General features: G+C 36.6%; 16 protein-coding genes. 11 read left to right on the top strand and 5 right to left on the bottom strand.

The window, feature by feature from the left end:
- Positions 1-92 precede the first annotated feature (92 nt).
- The 7 genes from DFQ03_RS08135 to DFQ03_RS08105 all read left to right on the top strand — a co-directional run bounded on the left by DFQ03_RS08135 (position 93) and on the right by DFQ03_RS08105 (position 6,253).
- Positions 93-1,193: a polysaccharide lyase family 7 protein gene (locus DFQ03_RS08135; protein ID WP_133672687.1), complete on the top strand. Its 1,101-nt coding sequence runs from the start codon at positions 93-95 to the stop codon at positions 1,191-1,193.
- A 153-nt stretch (positions 1,194-1,346) separates the two neighbouring features.
- Entirely contained in the window at positions 1,347-2,138 is a 792-nt protein-coding gene (gene thiM / locus DFQ03_RS08130) for a hydroxyethylthiazole kinase (RefSeq protein WP_133672686.1), read from the top strand.
- On the top strand, positions 2,131-2,772 hold the full coding sequence (gene thiE, locus DFQ03_RS08125) for a thiamine phosphate synthase (protein ID WP_133672685.1): 642 nt from the start codon (positions 2,131-2,133) through the stop codon (positions 2,770-2,772). The genes thiM and thiE overlap by 8 nt, the downstream gene beginning before the upstream one ends.
- Positions 2,751-3,404 (top strand): thiaminase II, encoded by a 654-nt coding sequence (tenA, locus tag DFQ03_RS08120; RefSeq protein ID WP_133672684.1) that lies wholly within the window; start codon positions 2,751-2,753, stop codon positions 3,402-3,404. The genes thiE and tenA overlap by 22 nt, the downstream gene beginning before the upstream one ends.
- Positions 3,392-4,204, top strand: coding sequence for a bifunctional hydroxymethylpyrimidine kinase/phosphomethylpyrimidine kinase (thiD, locus tag DFQ03_RS08115; protein ID WP_133672683.1), 813 nt, complete (start codon positions 3,392-3,394; stop codon positions 4,202-4,204). The genes tenA and thiD overlap by 13 nt, the downstream gene beginning before the upstream one ends.
- Before the next feature lie 160 nt (positions 4,205-4,364).
- Complete coding sequence (locus DFQ03_RS08110; RefSeq protein WP_133672682.1) at positions 4,365-5,552, top strand: TlpA family protein disulfide reductase; 1,188 nt, start codon at positions 4,365-4,367, stop codon at positions 5,550-5,552.
- Between the two features lie 176 nt (positions 5,553-5,728).
- On the top strand, positions 5,729-6,253 hold the full coding sequence (locus tag DFQ03_RS08105) for a hypothetical protein (protein WP_133672681.1): 525 nt from the start codon (positions 5,729-5,731) through the stop codon (positions 6,251-6,253).
- A 218-nt stretch (positions 6,254-6,471) separates the two neighbouring features.
- On the opposite strand, the gene DFQ03_RS08100 is transcribed toward DFQ03_RS08105, so the two are convergent.
- Positions 6,472-6,654 carry a hypothetical protein gene (locus DFQ03_RS08100; protein WP_133672680.1) on the bottom strand — a complete coding sequence of 61 codons (183 nt, stop codon included), beginning with the start codon at positions 6,652-6,654 and terminating at the stop codon, positions 6,472-6,474.
- 321 nt (positions 6,655-6,975) lie between these two features.
- On the opposite strand from DFQ03_RS08100, the gene DFQ03_RS08095 reads away from it, so the two are divergent.
- The 3 genes from DFQ03_RS08095 (at position 6,976) to DFQ03_RS08085 (ending at position 10,306) form a co-directional block, all read left to right on the top strand.
- Positions 6,976-8,163: a M24 family metallopeptidase gene (locus tag DFQ03_RS08095; protein ID WP_133672679.1), complete on the top strand. Its 1,188-nt coding sequence runs from the start codon at positions 6,976-6,978 to the stop codon at positions 8,161-8,163.
- Between the two features lie 413 nt (positions 8,164-8,576).
- Positions 8,577-9,158 carry a Crp/Fnr family transcriptional regulator gene (locus DFQ03_RS08090; protein ID WP_133672678.1) on the top strand — a complete coding sequence of 194 codons (582 nt, stop codon included), beginning with the start codon at positions 8,577-8,579 and terminating at the stop codon, positions 9,156-9,158.
- A gap of 59 nt (positions 9,159-9,217) precedes the next feature.
- A complete protein-coding gene (locus tag DFQ03_RS08085; protein ID WP_133672677.1) occupies positions 9,218-10,306 on the top strand; it encodes an alpha/beta hydrolase family protein in 1,089 nt (362 codons plus the stop codon).
- A gap of 69 nt (positions 10,307-10,375) precedes the next feature.
- Here DFQ03_RS08085 and DFQ03_RS08080 read toward each other — a convergent pair whose 3' ends face one another.
- A complete protein-coding gene (locus DFQ03_RS08080) occupies positions 10,376-11,581 on the bottom strand; it encodes a glycosyltransferase (protein WP_243834457.1) in 1,206 nt (401 codons plus the stop codon).
- 382 nt (positions 11,582-11,963) lie between these two features.
- Here DFQ03_RS08080 and DFQ03_RS08075 point away from each other — a divergent pair, with 382 nt between their 5' ends.
- Entirely contained in the window at positions 11,964-12,944 is a 981-nt protein-coding gene (locus tag DFQ03_RS08075; RefSeq protein WP_133672676.1) for a PLP-dependent cysteine synthase family protein, read from the top strand.
- A gap of 16 nt (positions 12,945-12,960) precedes the next feature.
- On the opposite strand, the gene DFQ03_RS08070 is transcribed toward DFQ03_RS08075, so the two are convergent.
- The 3 genes from DFQ03_RS08070 to DFQ03_RS08060 form a co-directional block, all read right to left on the bottom strand.
- Complete coding sequence (locus DFQ03_RS08070) at positions 12,961-14,805, bottom strand: PLP-dependent aminotransferase family protein (RefSeq protein ID WP_133672675.1); 1,845 nt, start codon at positions 14,803-14,805, stop codon at positions 12,961-12,963.
- A gap of 457 nt (positions 14,806-15,262) precedes the next feature.
- On the bottom strand, positions 15,263-17,473 hold the full coding sequence (locus DFQ03_RS08065; protein ID WP_133672674.1) for a polysaccharide biosynthesis protein: 2,211 nt from the start codon (positions 17,471-17,473) through the stop codon (positions 15,263-15,265).
- A gap of 164 nt (positions 17,474-17,637) precedes the next feature.
- The gene (locus DFQ03_RS08060; protein WP_133672673.1) at positions 17,638-19,149 is read right to left on the bottom strand and encodes a DEAD/DEAH box helicase; all 1,512 of its coding nucleotides are present in this window, start codon (positions 19,147-19,149) and stop codon (positions 17,638-17,640) included.
- Positions 19,150-19,204: the final 55 nt, after the last annotated feature.

Below are 19,204 nucleotides of genomic sequence, written 5' to 3'. Positions count from 1 at the left end.
ACAAAACCCTTAAAATCCGTTAAAGTATTGTTCCTTCAAAATTCATAAAACACTTAAACTATTCCTATCTTATGGTTTCCTAACATAAGACAATGAAAAATAACACCATAGCATTAGCATCATTACTACTAGCTTTCAGTTTTACTAGCTGCAAGAATACTACTAAAAAGTCAGCTGAATCTACAGAAGAAAGCACGAATGAAAATAAGTCAACTGAAACCGTTTTCGCAAGTGACGTAATTCCGTTTTTTGATGATTGGAAATTAATTTTAGGCGATGGTACAAATGCGGGAATCGCCAATGACTTTGAAAATAAAGATTTCTTCTATACCACAAATGATGGTAAAGATGATTGGGTAGTTTTCAAAGCTCCCAATGGTGGCGATACCCATGGCACGTCGAATAATACAAGAACGGAACTGGCCCAGATTAAAAAATGGTATCCAAAAACGGCAGATGATAAATTGACTGCCACCTTAAAAGTAATGAACGTATCTTCTACGGGAGATGCCCGTGTTGCTTCAACACACGCTGTAGTAGTGGGTCAAATTCACAGTGCAGATGCGTTTGAAAACGAGCCATTAAAAATATTCTATAAAAAATACCCTGGTCATACCAAAGGTTCTGTGTTCTGGCATTATGAAATCAACACCGCCGGAGATGATAATTCCGGAAGGTGGGACTACTCTACCGCCGTTTGGGGCAATGATTTTTCGGTAGTGGGCAAAACGGCAGACTCCTATCCTGCAGAGCCAGAAGATGGTATAGCTTTAGGAGAAGAATTCAGTTATGAGGTTGTTGTAAAAGATGGCATCATGAGCTTGAAGTTTATGAGTGACGGTCATGAAACCAAAACGTTCACCAAAAATTTATTGGAATCGGAATACACTACAAAAGCAGATATTCCTGAGCAAACAAAGAAATTATTTTTTCCAATTGGTCAAGATGGTGTGGAACGCAAAGAAGCCTATGCTGGAGAGGGTTGTTTCTTTAAGTTAGGTACTTACAACCAAACAAATGGTAAATCTCCAGATGAAAATATGAACTGGTGCTCTGGCGCAGAAACCCATGGTGGCGATATTGAAATGCAATATGCAGATGGTAACTATGCCGAAGTGTGGTTTAAAACAGCGAGTATTCAAGTTAGCAATGCCGCCGTATCGAACGAAGGATATTTTACGAAAAATGATTGATTATGCCTGCAAATTAGAATTCATATTTTAAACACTGTCCGTTAATAACTTATCAAAATGGTAACATGATTTTGAAGGCTGTTTTATTCATTATCCCGATCTTAGTTTATTCCGTTTAAAAATGAATCAACCATCATATTATCAACTATTAAAATGAGCAGTATTGCATTCGTATTACAAAAAATAAGAACCAAGAGTCCGCTAGTACATAACATCACTAATTATGTGGTAATGAACAACACTGCCAATGCGTTGTTAGCGGTTGGTGCATCGCCTGTTATGGCACATGCTATTGAGGAAGTTAAGGACATTGTTACCATTTCTTCTTCTCTGGTCATCAATATGGGTACCTTGAGCGAGAAATGGGTAGAAAGTATGCTTATGGCCGTACAACAAGCAAAAGCAACCAAAACTCCGTTCGTATTCGATCCTGTAGGTGTCGGCGCATCTGCGTACCGAACAGCAATTGCCCAAAAAATTATTGAGACTGCTACACCCAATGTAATTCGCGGTAATGCTTCAGAAATTATGGCACTGGCAAAAGTGACCAATTCAACAAAGGGAGTGGATAGTACCATGGATACTAAGGATGCTATTGAAGGCGCTACCCTTCTCGCGCAGAAATTGAACAACACGATTGTCATTAGTGGAGAAACCGATTATATCATCACCGGTGACAACATCAGCAAAATTGAAAACGGGAGTCCGCTTATGGCTAAAATTACCGGCATGGGCTGTACGGCAACGGCACTGGTAGGTACCTGTTTGGGTGTTGAAGAAGATATTCATTTAGCGGCTACGGTGGCAATGGCGATTATGGGTGTCGCAGGAGATTTGGCACATGAAAAAAGTGCAGGACCCGGTAGTTTTCAAATGAATTTTTATGATAGTCTTTATGAATTATCGCCAGAAGTCTTGGCAGAAAAAGTAAAGACGAATGCCTAAAGTAGATTACGCTTTAATGTATGTGACCGATGATAGCATTAGGGATGATCATTCCTTTTTTGCCATTCTAGAAGCGGCTTTGAAAGGTGGGGCAACCATTGTACAATTACGTGAAAAAACCTGCGATACCGCTACCTTTTACAAAAGAGCAATTCGGTGTAAAGAACTCTGTGGCACTTATCAAATTCCTTTACTGATTAATGATCGCTTAGATATTGCGCTTGCCATAGATGCTGACGGAGTTCATATCGGTCAGTCCGATATGCCTTATAATGTCGCTAGAGAATTATTGGGTAATGAGAAGATTATCGGGCTTTCGGTTAGTACTACGGCCCAGGCTATAAAATCAGATGCCCAGTCGGCAGATTATATCGGCATCTCCCCTATTTTTTCAACGAACACAAAGACAAACGATCTAGCAAAACCTTTGGGGATTTCGGGACTAAAAGAGATTCGCGAATTGTATACAAAGCCTATTGTTTGCATTGGCGGAATTCACAAAGAAAACACCAAAGAAATTATAGCAAATGGAGCGGACGGAATAGCAGTTGTTTCTGCAATTTCTAAAGCCGAAGATGCTGAAGCGGCAACAAAAAAACTTAAAGATATTATATGCAAGACTGGTACAAACTAGCAAGACAACGAACAGACCATATTCTAGAGGCTATAAAACAGCAGCCTTTTATCAAAGAGCTCATGAACGGTACCTTACCTTCAGACATTTTTCAGTTTTATATTCATCAAGATGCCATGTATTTGGCTGCCTATAAAAAAGTATTGGCAAGTGTTGGTGTAAAATGTGAATATGAAGATGACACCCAATTTTTTCTAGATTCCGCAACAGGTATCATTCATGTAGAAAATGCGCTGCATCAGATTTTCTTAAAAGAGAATCAGCTAGTTCATGAGCCCTCTCCTACTTGCGAACTATACACAAGCTATTTGAGCCGTATAGTGGCGAATCATTCTTTAGAAGAAGCATTGGCCGCCGTACTGCCATGCTTTACCATTTATAAAGAAATCGGAGATTATATTCAGGCGAACCAAACCAATAAAGAAAATAATCCCTTTCAAGATTGGATAGATACCTATGGCGGCGAAGAGTTTGCCAGTTCTGTAAACAACGCCATAGCGATTACCAACAAATACGCAGCCAACGCATCTGAAGAAGTTTTGGCTAAAATGGAAACGGCTTTTACCAAAGCATCAAAATTGGAGTGGATGTTTTGGAACAGCGCCTATACTAAAGAAGCATGGAAAATATAGACCCACGATACAAAAGTGTATTGAGCATTGCCGGAAGTGATTCTGGCGGATGTGCCGGTATACAGGCGGATATTAAAAGCATAAGTGCCTGCGGAGCTTATGCCGCTACCGTGATTACAGCAACTACGGCTCAGAACACAACGGGAGTCACTGACATACACGCCATACCCATTCCACATCTAGAAAAGCAGTTAGATGCTGTTCTCAGTGATATTGATTTTGGTGCCGTTAAAATAGGTATGCTCCATTCTTGTGAAGTGATTGAAGTAGTGCAGCATAAACTAAGTGAATACAAGGCTAAGAATATTGTTTTAGACCCGGTTATGGTAAGCACATCTGGTCATAAATTAATTGCCGATGACGCTATAGCGTGTCTAAAATCCTTCTTGCCACACGTAACGCTGATTACCCCTAATATTCCAGAGGCAGAACTTTTGATCGATGAGAAAATAGATAGTGACAATATGGAAGAAATTGCACAGAAAATTGGAGAGCGTTTTCAGGTTTCCGTATTATTAAAAGGTGGTCATATCGACAATGGCACCATTGTAATGACCGATGTCTTTTATGTGCATGAAACCCAAAAAGTAAAGGTAATTACCAACCCAAGGGTGAATACCAATAACATTCATGGTACGGGCTGTAGTTTATCTTCAAGTATTGCCGCTTATTTGAGTTTAGGCTATCCTATGGATGATGCCATTACCAAAGGATGCAATTACGTGAACCAAGCGATCATTGCCGGTAAAGATAAAATTTTAGGTCATGGCAACGGACCAATTAATCATTTTGGGTTGTAGTTATTATTAATGTTTTCATTGTTGAAATCCCATAAAAAGATTCAGCAAAATTTGTAAACACTAAGCATATTAATTTTTAGAACGTAAATTAGAATAGTGAATTCCCCATTCGAAATTATTATAGCTTCATTGTAATTGTCTAAAATAATGAGAGATTAAAATGAAATCAGCCCAAGTAAAAATAACGACAGTTCTTATCATATTGTTTCTAGGTGTAACCGCTTGTACTTCTCCCGCGGATATTTCGGGTACATTACACGGATTAAAAAAAGAAAATGTAAAAATCTATTTGATTCAACCGGATGCGTTAAAACATGTAGCGGCATCTTATTTAGGGAAAGTCATAGACTCAGCGGTGGTAGCCTCTGAGGGTAATTTTGAGTTCCATAACCTACCAACTACCAAAGAACCTGTATTATTAGAATTGGCAGTACAGCCCACCGGAAAAAGCGGTAACTATTTACAAAACGACGACCCAAAAACGGCGAACTATATGCCTATTGTTTGGCAATCAGGCGAAACACTACAAATCTCGGCAGAGTACAATAATTTTCAGCAAAGTTTTACCATAGATAACCCCTCAGATATAAATACCACTTTGTTAGAACTACGAGATCTGAAATTAGAAGCGTATCGAACCAATCTTGCCAACAAGCAATGGCAAGTGGAAGAAGGTGATGAATTACTAGCCAAAGAACATGCTATTTTACAATATCGTACAGTATTAATGACCTTTGCAGAAAACACTCCGCATCTACTACCAGCTATAATAGCATTACGGTGGGTAAGTCCTGAGAATGATTATGAGCGCGTTCCAGAATTTTTGGTAGACCAATGTAGCAAGTGGCAAAAAATACAACCCGATCACCCTTGGGTAAAACAACTGTGTAAAGAAAGTGCTCCAGCAAATTTGCCTGTATTAATAGGCGATGAATTTCCAAATGTTGAACTACCTACCATTACAAAAGATACCGTATCTCTTAGAGACTCATTGGGCAAAAAGCTTACGATTGTCGACTTGTGGGCATCTTGGTGTGCTCCTTGCCGATTAGAGAACCGTAATGTTTTAGTACCCCTATATGATGAATACCACGACCAGGGCTTGCAAATTGTGGCCTACGCCCTAGAAAGTAATGAAGCAAGCTGGAAAGCAGCTGCAGAGCGCGATGGCGCAGATCGTTGGCTACAAGCTTCTGACCTGCAAGGCGATGATGCCCCATTTTTAAAGAAAATTCGTGTTCGTACCATACCATCAAACTTTATTTTGGATAGTAACGGAGTCGTGATCGCAAAAAATTTGCATGGTGAAGAATTGATGGATTTGGTGAAGAATAATTTTGAAAAGTAAGTTTGAACTACCATTAGAAACCTCATTATAATTAGTTATTTCGTTAATAACTTGATTACAACTCATATTGTAAGTACTTGCTTTCAATTTTTGAAAGAACGAAATTCGTTATCATCCGCTAAAAGGAATTAAAACTCCTCTTAGCTCCACGTTGTGTGTAATACTAAAAAAATGAAATGATAGAAAATTTTTTACCATTGTTAGAAAAAATTTCGCCCGCAATAATTACAATTCTTGGAAACTTAATTTTCTACTTATGGATTAAAGGAAAAGTTGATAAATCATTGGAAAAAAATAAAATTGCATACGGTGGAATTTTTAAAGAAAAAGTAAATATCTATCGTGAGTTATTAGAACGCACTTATGGGCTAAAAAAAGAGTTAAGTAGATTTCAGTATGTGGGTGTAAAAGAAGATGGAACTGTTATTATGGAAAAAATCAACGATTACATTCAATTCGCATCTATAAACCAACCTTTCCTTTCAAAAGAAATGCTATCAGATGTAAATACTCTACGTACCGAATTTCAAGATGTATTTGATAATTTTTATAAACACATAGCTAATTCAGATTCCACGCAATTGAACAATTTTTTTCAAGCTGGGAATAAGCTTAGAGCTAATGAACCATTTAAAGAAATTGAAGACAGAATAGTTACTGAAATGCGCAGAGACTTAAAAATTGAAAATTTCGATGCGTAAAAGTACTACACACAACAAAACCTAAACGTAATGCGGACTTTAGGGCAAAACCGAAAGGTCTGTGTATATTTATAATGTCGCTAAATCTGATGGATTTAGCTTTGGAACAAAAAAAGAAAAAGCAAAACAATAAGCTTTAGCTTCGTGCGCAGACGGAAACGCAAAGTTTCCTTGCCTGCCCTACTTGCCATAGCCGTGACGATAACGAAACCACCAACTTAACCTCTATTCTTCTCCTCTATCCATTTACTCATAAACTTAGTTGCAGTCATGGTTTGGTACTGTAATAAAACACCAGTAAAGTTTTGTGTTCTATGAGCAGTAATTGATTGTTGCAGCTGTGCTATCGTTTCTAGATACACCTGATCCAAACTGGTTTTAGCATACAAGGTATTGACCAAAGTTTTGCCTTGGTCTTTTGCCGTTTGCCAAGATTGCTGAAAATGTTCATGATGAAGATGTAATGGATTTGTGAAGAATTATTTTAAAAGCAATTGGCAAGATTAGCTTCAACGCTGATTATACTTTAAAAAGAAATCCTATTATTAACTCAATCGTTAATAACTTATCACAACCTACTTTGCAAGTACTTGCTTTCAATTTTTGAAAGAACGAACTTGGTTATCATTCGCTAAAAGAGTCTTTTCTGAGCTTGCCGAAGTATTGAAACTTCTTTTAGCTCTTTGTTGGCGGTAATTTAAGTAACCCATTAAAACTGAAATTTGAGAATAAGTAAATCAGAATACAAACAGAGAATACAGTTAATACAGGATAAGATTAAAACTAGCGAAATTGACTCTTTAATCATTTCTGAAGAAGAAGATATCTACTACTTAACTGGGTTGACTTATAAAAGTCTTGAAAGATTATTTTTATTAGTAATTAAAGAAGATAATGTAAGTTTTATTGTTCCAAAAATGGAATTGGCACATCTAAAAAAAGTAGACAACGTTAATGATATAGAAAGTTATTGGGAATATCCTGCTCAAAAACCAGAACGTTGGAAAGATATACTTTTAAAGAAAGTAAAAGACAGTAAACTAATTGGAATTGGTGGTAAAACACCTTATGAAATATCAGCTTTTTTAACATCAGTAAATCTAAAAACTGTAGAAAACGCAATACTGGAAAAACAAAGATGGGTAAAAAGTAGTGCAGAAATTCAATTAATTAAACAAGCGTCTACATACTGTGATGTTAGTATCAATAAACTAAATAAAAATGCCTATTTCGGAATGTCGGAACTTGAGGTTTTTTCAATTGGACGTTCTATTCAACAGAAAATTATTAAAGAAACGCCTTTTGACTATTTAGCTACAAATATTCTAGTAGCAGCTTGGCCAAGTAGAATTTCTTATCAGCCTCACGGTATACCAAAAGTTTCAGATCTACTAGTTGAAGGGTCGCATATTAGTTTGGCTTTTTTAAGAGTAAATGGATATTCGGCTGAATTAGAAAGAACATTTTTTACAAGTAAACCAACGAAAGAACAAGAAGAAGCTTTTGAATTGATGATGGAAGCAAGAAGAAGAAGTTATGCTGTTTTAAAAGAAGGAGTTATTGCAGAAGAAGTAGACCTTGCTGCCAAACAGTACTTAACTGACCAGGGACTAAAAGATAATTTAATGCATAGAACTGGACATGGAATAGGTTTGGGTAATCACGAAGGACCTTATTTAGCAGAAGGAGACAAAACCGTTCTAAAAGAAAACATGGTTGTAAGTATAGAGCCAGGAATTTATATTGAAGGAGTTGGAGGTTTTAGACATTCAGACACTGTATTGATTACAAAAAATGGATATGAAATTCTCACGAACTGTCCTGATGAATTGAAAGACTTGACTTTTACTACATCTAAACCTTTACAAAAGTTAAAAGGGAAAATTATAAAGAAAATGTACAGAATATAACTACCGCCAATATTGCGGTATAAACCGATAACTAAACCACCAATTACCCCTCTATTCTTCTCCTCAATCCATTTACTCATAAACTTGTTAGCCGTCATGGTCTGGTGGAGCAACAAAGCACCAGTAAAGTTTTGTGTTCTATGAGCATTAATTGATTGTTGTAGCTGTGCTATCTTTTCTAGATATACCTGTTCTAAATTGGTTATGTATACATGGTATTTACAAAAGTTTTTCTTTGATTTTGTGCCGTTTGCCAAGATTGCTAAAAATGTATCTAGCTCAACCTCTTAATCACTCTCCTTTATTTTTATAATTATAGTATCTTCAAACTGAAAACCAAACATACGAGACGAGACCGTTGGCGGTAATTGTAAAACAAACTCATTATTAGTCGTTTTAACGATTAAGGTAATATGACTGACTATCTAAAGAAACATCTAAATCAAAAATTAATACTTTCTGATGAGAAATTAGAAAGTGTATTAATTTGTTTCAAGGAAATACATACTAGGAAGAATCAGATATTGATTCATCAAAACAAAGTTTGTAAACATTTATTTTTCATAAAAAAAGGATGTTTACGAGTTGTATGCACTAGGGATGATGGTCAAGAATGGACAAGGCAAATTGAAACTGAAAACAACTTCATTACAATATTTCCTAGTTTCATCGAACAAACAAATACCAGTTCATACCTTCAGGCTATCGAGGCAAGTGAAATATTCTATATTTCATTTACAGATTTTAAAAAGCTTAATAATATGCTTCCTGAGTGGAAAATATTCTATACCGACATTCTTGAGAAAGCATATATAAATAGTGTGAAACGAATTGAAAAATTAATAACAATGAGCGGAAAACACCTTTATCAAGATTTTAAAATAAATCATCCTGAGCTTTTAAGAAGATTACCTAATAAAGTTCTAGCGAGTTACCTAGGTATGTCCCAAGAAACACTGAGTAGACTAAAAGCTAAAAAAAATGAGACTTCTTGATTTTTGTCAATTTTATTTACTTAGATGAGTTCTAATTTTGTACTTAAATTAAAAATCATATGTATTTAAGAACTTTATCATTTCTAATCATTTTATTTGTTTTCTTACCTTTTACAGCTTGCAATAACGATAATTATAAAGACCAAAGTTTTCAAAATTATTTGCAAACACATAAATATGCAGTTGGTCAAACCAATTTTACATTTCTTGATTCTTTAAGAAACAGACCTTTAAAAACCGAAATATGGTATCCGACAAAAGACACTACTAAATTTAATGTCACAACCGAATACCCTTTTAAGTTACCTCCTACTTCAAAAGACGCAGAACCTATTGTAGAAAAATCTCCCTTGATTTTACTCTCTCACGGAACAGGAGGAAATAGAATTAGCCAAATGTGGCTTGCTTGTGAACTAGCTTCCAACGGATTTATAGTAGCTGCAGTTGACCATTATGGCAATACCTTAGATAATAAAATTCCAGAGAATTTTGTAAAAGTTTGGGACAGACCATTAGACATCAGTTATGCACTCGACAATCTGTTGAATACTTCAGAATTTAGTTCGATAATTGACTCAACAAGAATCGGAATGGCAGGATTTTCATTGGGCGGTTACACGACAATTTCACTAGCGGGTGGCGTGTTGAATTATGAATTACTAAAAGAATTTTCCAATACCAAAGAAGGAAAGGTGGAGTTTCAATTACCTGAATTGGGAGATGTTTCAAAACTTATTACTCCCGAGATTATTGAATTGGGAAATAAAGAATATAGATACCTTAAAGACAATAGAATATCTGCGTTTATAGCAATGGCTCCTGCTATTGGACAAGGGTTTAATGAAAAAAGTCAATTTGAAAAAGTTGATAAAACAGTTTTAATCATTGGTGCGCAAAATGATGAACGGACACCTGTCAATACCAATGCTAAACATTATAGTAAATTATTAGATGGCTCAAAATACATAGAATTGAGAGGAAAAGTAGGGCATTACATTTTTATGAACGAAGCAAAAAATAGTCTTAAAAGAAATGCTCCCATTGTTTTTAAAGACGATAAGTCTGTTAATAGAGATGAAATACACAAAGAAGTTTCCACTATGACAATAGAATTCTTTAATAACGAATTGAATAAAAAAAGCTACTAACACTGCATATGAAATCATAGCTAGTACCACAATACAATTCATATACTCATCAATATCTAGACCACCAATCTACCCTCTATTCTTCTCCTCAATCCATTTACTCATAAATTTTGTTGCCGTCATGGTTTGGTGTTGCAACAAAGCACCGGTAAAGTTTTGTGTTCTATGAGTAGCAATTGATTGTTGCAGCTCTATTATATTTTCTAGAAACACCTGTTCCAAATTGGTTTTGGCATATAAGGTATTGACCAAAGTTTTACCTTGTTCTTGTGCGGTTTGCCAATTTTGCTTTGTAGTATATAATTGAATCGCTGCTGCTGCAAATTCGGCAGGGTCATTTTTTATAGCGCCGTTCCAGTCTAAAATACCGTGCATCCCTTCTGCGCCGATAGTTGTGGTAACGCTTGGTGTACCATTTTGCATGGCGGCAATCAATTTACCTTTTATACCCGCACCAAAGCGCAAGGGTGCCAAACAGACTTTTGCGGTACGCATCACTTCATCTACACTTTCCGTTCTGCCGTGTACTAGAAATCTCGTTGCTGGGCTATTCATTTCTAACAATTGCTGTGGTAAGTAGGCTCCGTAAATATGTAATTTGGCATCTGGCAGTTCTTTTTTAATGAGCGGCCATATAATCGTTTTTAAGCACTTAACGGCATCAATATTGGGCGCATGTTTTCCACCGCCTATGAAGATAAAATCGGTTCTTTCTTCAAATGTTTTCCAATTGGATTCTTCCCTAATTTCATCAACCATAAAAGGAAGTAACAATAATAGACTTTCGTCTATTTTGACAACATCGGTCAATAATTGCAACTCATAGCTAGAGATAATTAGGCAAAGATCACAACGATAGATACTGGCAATTTCTCGTTTGGTTTTGTCATCTGCCAGCCACGCCTCTGTAGTAAATGGAACATTCTTTTTAAAACACTGCTCCCGTACATGGCGTAGGCTATGCAAATCTTCGGTATCTAAAATTCGTAAGGCATCTGGGCAATTTTCAGCGAATCGCCACCCAAACTGTTCTTCGGTCAAAAAGCGATCGAACAGCACCACATTTGGGTTCAGTTCTTTCACGAAAACATCGAAAGAGCTATCGTTCATTTTAATATCCGCAGTATGGAATCCCAATGAAGAGAAATCAAACGAAAACTCCGACTTCGAGGCCGCCGAAGCAATGGTAATCGCATATCCCTGCTTTTTGAAAACATCCAATAATTGCATCATCCGCACTCCCGCAGCTGTAGAAGCAGGTTCGGGCCATACCAAGGCGATTACGAGAAGTGTTTTCGTGTTGTTGATAGTTGTCTGTTATCTATTGTTGGTACAAAGTAAATGAATCGTTTTACGGTGGGCAAGTATTTAATTGGGAGTTCTCAGTGGTCAGTTGGCAGTAACAGTTTTCAGTATTCAGTATCAGTGTTCTGTGGGCAGTTTTCAGTATTTGTTTTTAGTATCAGTTTTTAGTATTTATTTTCGCTTCGCTCGAACCATTATATATTTAAATTACTTATATCAAAAACTAGCAACTGACATCGAATAACTCAGCTTTACCCACTATTGCGCAATCCAAATCAATTATTGATGTATCTGCAACAATATTGCTAGAATCAATCTAGTTTTATACTTTTGAGGGACTTTAAAATCAGCTATGGAATACGCAGAAAATATACTTGGAACAATTGGTAACACTCCGCTTGTAAAAATAAACAAACTTACAAAAGAGTTACCTTGTTTAGTATTAGCTAAATACGAGACCTTTAATCCGGGAAACTCGGTTAAAGATCGTATGGCCTTAAAGATGATCGAAGATGCCGAAGCGGATGGAAGATTACAACCAGGCGGAACAATTATTGAAGGAACTTCTGGGAATACCGGAATGGGATTGGCATTAGCGGCCATCGTAAAAGGCTACAAATGTATTTTTGTATTAGCGGATAAACAGTCAAAAGAAAAGTGTGATATTCTACATGCTGTAGGTGCAGAAGTTGTGGTTTGCCCAACTGCGGTAGAACCAGATGATCCAAGATCATATTATTCGGTTTCTAAAAGATTAGCGCAAGAAACAACGAATAGCTGGTATGTTAACCAATATGACAACCCAAGTAATGCCATTGCACATTACCAAAGTACCGGACCGGAAATATGGAAACAAACAGAAGGAAAGATTACACACTTTGTAGTTGGTGTGGGAACTGGCGGAACCATATCTGGCGTGGGCAAGTACTTAAAAGAGCAAAATCCTGATATTAAAATTTGGGGAATTGATACTTACGGCAGCGTATTCAAAAAATACCACGAAACGGGAATCTTTGATGAAAAGGAAATCTATCCCTACGTGACCGAAGGAATCGGTGAAGATATTTTACCAAAAAATGTAGATTTCAGCATCATTGACGGATTCACCAAAGTAACCGATAAAGACGGCGCGGTGTATACACAACGACTGGCAAAAGAAGAAGGAATGTTTTTGGGTAACTCCGCCGGTTCGGCTATAAAAGGAGTATTGCAGTTACAAGAGCACTTTACAAAAGATGATGTGGTAGTCGTATTGTTCCATGACCACGGCAGTAGATATGTTGGTAAAATGTTCAATGATGAGTGGATGCGCGAGCAAGGTTATATTGATTAATCCACCACTACCTTATTTACATACTTTCAACAAATTTCGTAAAGACTTCTTTGTGGCGTTCGACATCCATATTCGGAGAAAGAGAAACACGTGCTATATAATCCTTGTCGTCCTCTTTTGTGGTGCCTTGGGTCGATGTTGCAGGTATCGTCCAATAACAACCCTTTAACTGTCCGTAACTAACACAGTATTTACTCTCTTCAGGAATTTCGGTGATCATAAGATGTATCAACCTATGGTTTAGTTCGCGTTTGTAGGCTTCACGTTCTTCAGCAGTATCTCCTTTGGCAGGCAGATCTAATGAAAAAACAGACGGCGTAAACCCTTCTTTAGCCAATTTTTCCGATACAAAATTAATTTTAGCGGTGGGTAGCGTTTCTGAAATGAACGCTACAAATTCACGCGTATTTGCATATGCATCTTGAATTCGCTTTTTCATGGAAGGCATTTGTTGCGCAAGAATTTCATATTGCAGGTCTGTAGCCTCATTATCGCAAAGCTCTAAGTGCAATGCTATTTTATCCATTAAGGTATCTCCTTTTTTATTTGCTATGCAATAGCCTGCAGTACATTTGCCACCACTAGGGAATTTTGAACCACTAGAAAATGATATTGTTCTAACGGATGAAAGAATATCGTCATCCCCTAAAAAGTGAACATTTGGGCAAAACGTTTGATCTAGAATAAATACAGGCTCGATAGCATCGTCACCATTACTAGTATTTCGTTTGGCACTTAAAACAGCCCTTAATTTTTTAAGATCAGGAACTTCTACCCTCGGATTTGTAGGTATTTCTGCAATAATATACGGTATGGCATCCTCTTTAGCGATTTGCTCTAAAACCTTATCGATACTTTGCACCATATCGTTGTCGCCATCAACCGGTAAATCAACAATTTCGATAGCATCGTTACAAGCGGCGACACGCCTAGCCTGATCATTGGTACCACCATAACAATTTGGCGGAACAACAATTTTAATTTCCTTGCCCTTATAGTTTTCAGCGGCATAATGTACCAATCCCATCATAATTGCATACTGCACCGATAGTCCGCTTGATGCAACCAGTGGCGTGGTAATTGTACCACTAACTTCCCTTATTAAATCTATTACCTGAGACTTGTTCTCAGCTGAGTTTGTTTTTTTGTTATCGGCTATTGGTTGGTTAATAAAAGACTTTAGCGCATTAAGACAATTTGCTGGTGTCATTGCTACGGTCTCTCTTCTTCTGAAATGCTGAATGTCGGATATAAAATCTTTATTATCGGCTCCGTTAACCAATAGAACACTACCAAGACCGGAGTGTATGTTGATATAAAAATCAATATTTGAAATTACCTTTTCAGCCGAAAACTTATCTTGATGCGATACAAAAATGGTAGAACCGTCAAAGTCTAAAATATTCGATGGATGATCCACTTGTTGCAACTCGAAAGTATAGCCATATACTGTGCGTAATATTTCAGCATCAAAAGAACTAGGTAGTTCTCCAGTGTAAGCAATCAGCGTGTTTTTATGAGTTAATAAATTTGTTCTTAGGATGGATAAAATAGGAGCTGTCTTTGACAAAAAACTAATGACCTCGTCTGGTGATATGGTATTGATATTGGCAATTGCCCATTCTAAAATACATGACAGCGGATGACCTAACCTGATATAGTCGTAAGCAGTAGGTAATTCACTTAGAGCGGAAGTATCTGAAATGTTATCATTTGCTAAGTTTTCGAACTGGCCTAAAAATTGAACTTTAGCTAATTCTTCATTGTAAATATCTAATCGATGGGTTGTTAGGTTCAGCCAATCCGATGGCATATTTTTAATGACTTCTTTAATAAACTCCTTCATTTTAGTAACCTCCATAAGTATCGACTTTTGACTGCTCGAAATTACGTAATAATTAAAACTATATAAAGTTTTCAGTAGGCAGTTTCAGTTCTCAGCTATCAGTAACAGTTTACAGTATCAGTTGGCAGATTAAATTGGCAGATTCAAATTGATAAACGTTTTTGCGAGGAGCTTTTCGCGACGTGGCAATCTGCCGAATCATTGTAATTAAGTATATTTTTAGTACCTCTGTCAGTTCGAGCGGCTTTTTAGTTGTAGCATAGCGAAAACCAAAAAGTTGCCTGCCTGCCGGCGGGCAGGTATCGATAACCCTTTTGTGTAACAAACGTTCTCGATACTAATTTCTCGATACTAATTTCTCGTACCTCGAAATTCACTCGAACTTACCATTCATTAGATAGTATGTAGGTGTGTCCCGAAGAAACAGATAGCCACTTTCCACTCGCTATGACCAACAACCGACAACCAACAACTAACTTCCTGAAACCCCGATTTCATCAAGGACCATCACCCCATAATCTGTTTGGTCAAAAATGAATGTGATGTTACTTACCTCTTCTAGATTTAACTCAGGATTTATAGAAGTGAATTTCTCTAATGGCAAATGATAAGTCTGTAGTTGTACTTCCCAATCTTCACCAATCATTTCTTTATCTAAAAAAGCGAATTTGGTGAACCTGGTTTTTAATGGTTTTGGTATTCCCTTGATATCACTAACTTTTAGTGCAGAGGTTTGTCCTGATGCATCAGTAAGTTGTATGGTGAAATCCAACTGCGGAACTTCCCGTTTATCATCTTCATTTTTTGCTTCCTTTTGTTTTTCGGTTAAATTGATATCTAACCACTCATGATTTCCTGCACCCAAGGTAAATTGCAAAGTTGAATTTGTTGTAATGGCAATAGAATCATCCGTTGAAAGCCGTAATTCATACATTGCTTTATCCGAAGAACTTGTATCATTTTTATAATCCCATCCCAAAATCACAGCATTGTTTTCTTGACTGCCCTCATCGCGAGTCGGTAGATTTTGTTCCTTCCAAAGGGCAAGATTAACACCTTTTATTATGGTGCTATCTTTTGCCGTAGTAATATCTATATCTTCCTCAAAATTTGCAATAGTCTTATGATTAGACGATTCATAAGAAGTTAAATAATGTTCTACAGGTAACCATTGTTTGGCAACCGAAACATTCTTGAATAGCCCACGATATTCTTGATTGTTTTTTAAAGTAGCTTCGGCAAAGGCGCTTATAAAAACCTTGGCGGCTTCTTGCTGTTGTTCTTCTTTTAATAACGGATTTAAATTCAACAGCCATTTTGAGGGAGCACCAAAATCTGAATTTCCCCAAGTTGAATTAAACTGTCCGTGATTGGCGTGGTGAATATAAACACCCGATTTAAATCTAGAAATGCTATCCGTGTATTCTAAACGACGGTAAGGGCGCATCCCCCAAAAACTAACCTCGTCAGCATCATAAGAACCCTGTATACTTAAAAAATTAATATTGTTCAATACTATTTTACGGTCATATCTATAATCAGTAGGTGCCAATGCCACCACCCCTTTAATATTGAAATTGAAATCGAATTTCTCTTTTGCTTGATCAGGAAAATAAGGTAACGGATTAAATGCTGCGGCAATAGAAACCGCCTCTCCACCACGAGAATGCCCAACGAACATAATATTATCCATATCCACTTTATGTTCAAGTTCGTGACCTTCTTCATTATTCCAGTTTCTCCATAGCTCCAAGTGTTTTAATAGCAACCAAGCTCGAGCCGGCATTTCTTTACCCCTAAAATCACCCGACCAATGTCCGTTTAAAAAATTCTCGTCAACCGAAACAGCAATTATTCCCCTACTCGCCAATAAACTTCCCAAATAGCCATAACCATCATCAGAATAATCGATCATATTATGATTGCCATGAACAATTAGGGTTAGAGGAAATGGTCCTTCACCTTGGGGCATATACACTCTGCCGTTAAGCGGAAAATTATCTGACCCAAATCCCCAATAGCGCTCACGCCATTTTTTCTTTTTACCTGTCCAATCTGGTATCAGCCAAGTACCATCAACCGTATTGGTTTTGTACTTGACTCCCCTTGAGAATTCCGTTCTTTGTTCATCTGTACCGCTACCATATGTAAATGTATTTATTGAAAAATCACCAGATGCTGCCGGGTTATCAAATAATACCTCAGTAGGGGGAAACCCATTATCATTAGAAAATGCCAAGGGAATTTCTTTATCATAAGGGTCGGAACCAGAACCCGCTAAAACGAACAGCATATAACCCGCACCAATTAACATGAGCACGAGAAATATACTTGAAAGTGCTGTTCTTTTTATTTGAAATAGATAAATCGAAATACAAAGCAGGATACCAATAACGGCAATAGCCGAATAGAAAAGTACAGGCCACCCGAAACCAATATATTTTAAAATAATGAAAACGATGATACCACCTAGAATTGCAGTTACGGTTTTCATCGGTATATTTTTTGAGCCTTTACCGATAATATTAAGAAACACGTAGATTAATGAATTTATACATAAACCTATGGTAATGGCTATGAACATCATGACCAAAGGGTGCCAACCGGTAAGAAAGTGATAGCCGGCAATGGCATAAAAGACTACGGTAAGTAATATAATGAGGGTAAATAAGCGATTTTTCATTGGTTGGAATAGTTCTGGTGGTTCTAGCACTTGAATTTAACCAACTTCTGCGGATATAAATAACCGACTCGCCATTTTTAAAAATCCGGTAGTAAAGACCTCTTTAGAATATAAAATCGATAACCAGATAAAAGATAATTCTGAATATCAAATACCTTTAAAAATTACATTTTTGCAGCGAACATCTTAGAGATTTTAGAACGCAATTTTCGTTCATAATCCTCTTCTAGCCATTCTTTATAATTTTTGGTATTGTTCATAATACAATACGAATATTGGCGTACGCGATACTTAATTTCTTCTTTTAATTTTTTCGCTAGAATACGGGCATCAAACACATCTTCAGAATTTTCTACACATATTTTTGCATGCTGCTGAATACTCTTTTCAAGAACCAGTTTAGATTTTTCGCCATTGGCAAAACTCTTTTTATATTCCGCTTTAATATCAAAATCTATGTCTGTCGAATTTGCAAATTCTGCTCGTAGATCTGCAGGCATTTCATATACGAACTCTCGTTCGATCTCTTCATCGTTTTTAATGTTCTCCAAGTAAAAATCTGGAAAGTGGAAAATCTCTTGCCAATCGATACCTGCATTCCATAATCCGAAACGGGCAACATTGTTCCCCATATCAATAACGTTGAATTCTTCTTTATGAGGAAGGTATCTAGAACCACGACCGATCATTTGAAAATAAAGCGTTAAAGAACGTGTAGCACGATTAAGAATAATTGTTTCTACACTTGGTTCATCGAAACCAGTAGTTAAAATACTTACAGATGTAAGAATAGCATCAGGTGTTTCTTTAAACCATTTTAGTATCTCTTTTCGCTCAGTGGCATTATTCTTATTGTCTAAATGGCGAATATTGTAACCTGCCTTTTTAAAGGTCTCGCAAACATATCTAGACGTGTTTATACCATTGTTGAATATGAGCGTTTTAGTGCCTTTACCAATTTCAGTATAGGCAGAAACAAGCTTATTAAGCATGCTGTGGTTACCATATAATTCATCAGAAGATTTTACCGTATAATCACCGCTTATACCAAGTTTTAAATTCTGTAAGCTTACATCATAATTATACATATTTGCCTTTGCCAAGAACTTTTTCTGAATCAACGATTCAATTGACTCGCCCACAATCAACTTTTTATAGTTGTCTTTCATGGGGAGTTTTATGTTGGAACTTAGCGGAGTAGCGGTAACCCCAAGAATAACAGAGTTTTCAAAGAATTTAAAAAGTTTACGGAACGAGTTGTAATGCGCTTCATCAATTATTACCAGTCCGATATTATTAATCTCGACCTTTTCTTCTTGCAAGCGATTGTTAAGCGTCTCGACCATGGCCACAAAACACATAAACTCGTCTTGATCTTGCCACTCTTTGACCTCGCTATTTATTATTTTGTTCTTAACACCAAAGCCATTCAACATTCTTGACGTTTGCTGACTTAATTCTATACGGTGTGTTAGTACAATTACCTTTTTATTGGTTCTTGCGATGTAGCGTTTGGCAATCTCAGAAAATACCACCGTTTTACCACCACCGGTAGGCAATTGGTATAACAAATTAGAATTATCGCCATTCTCATATAAATACTTAAAAATAGTATGTAAATCTTCCTCTTGATAATCGTAAAGGGTTTTCTCAGCAGTTTCTTTATGTAATTTCAAAAGGTGTGTAGGCGTTTATTTATGTTAATAATGCAAAAACCTTATAAAATTATAA

The sequence above is a fragment of the Maribacter caenipelagi genome (assembly GCF_004364175.1).
GTDB classification, from domain to species: Bacteria; Bacteroidota; Bacteroidia; order Flavobacteriales; family Flavobacteriaceae; genus Maribacter; species Maribacter caenipelagi.
The sequence above is the reverse complement of the archived record's forward strand: the minus strand, read 5'-3'. Positions and strand labels throughout refer to the sequence as shown.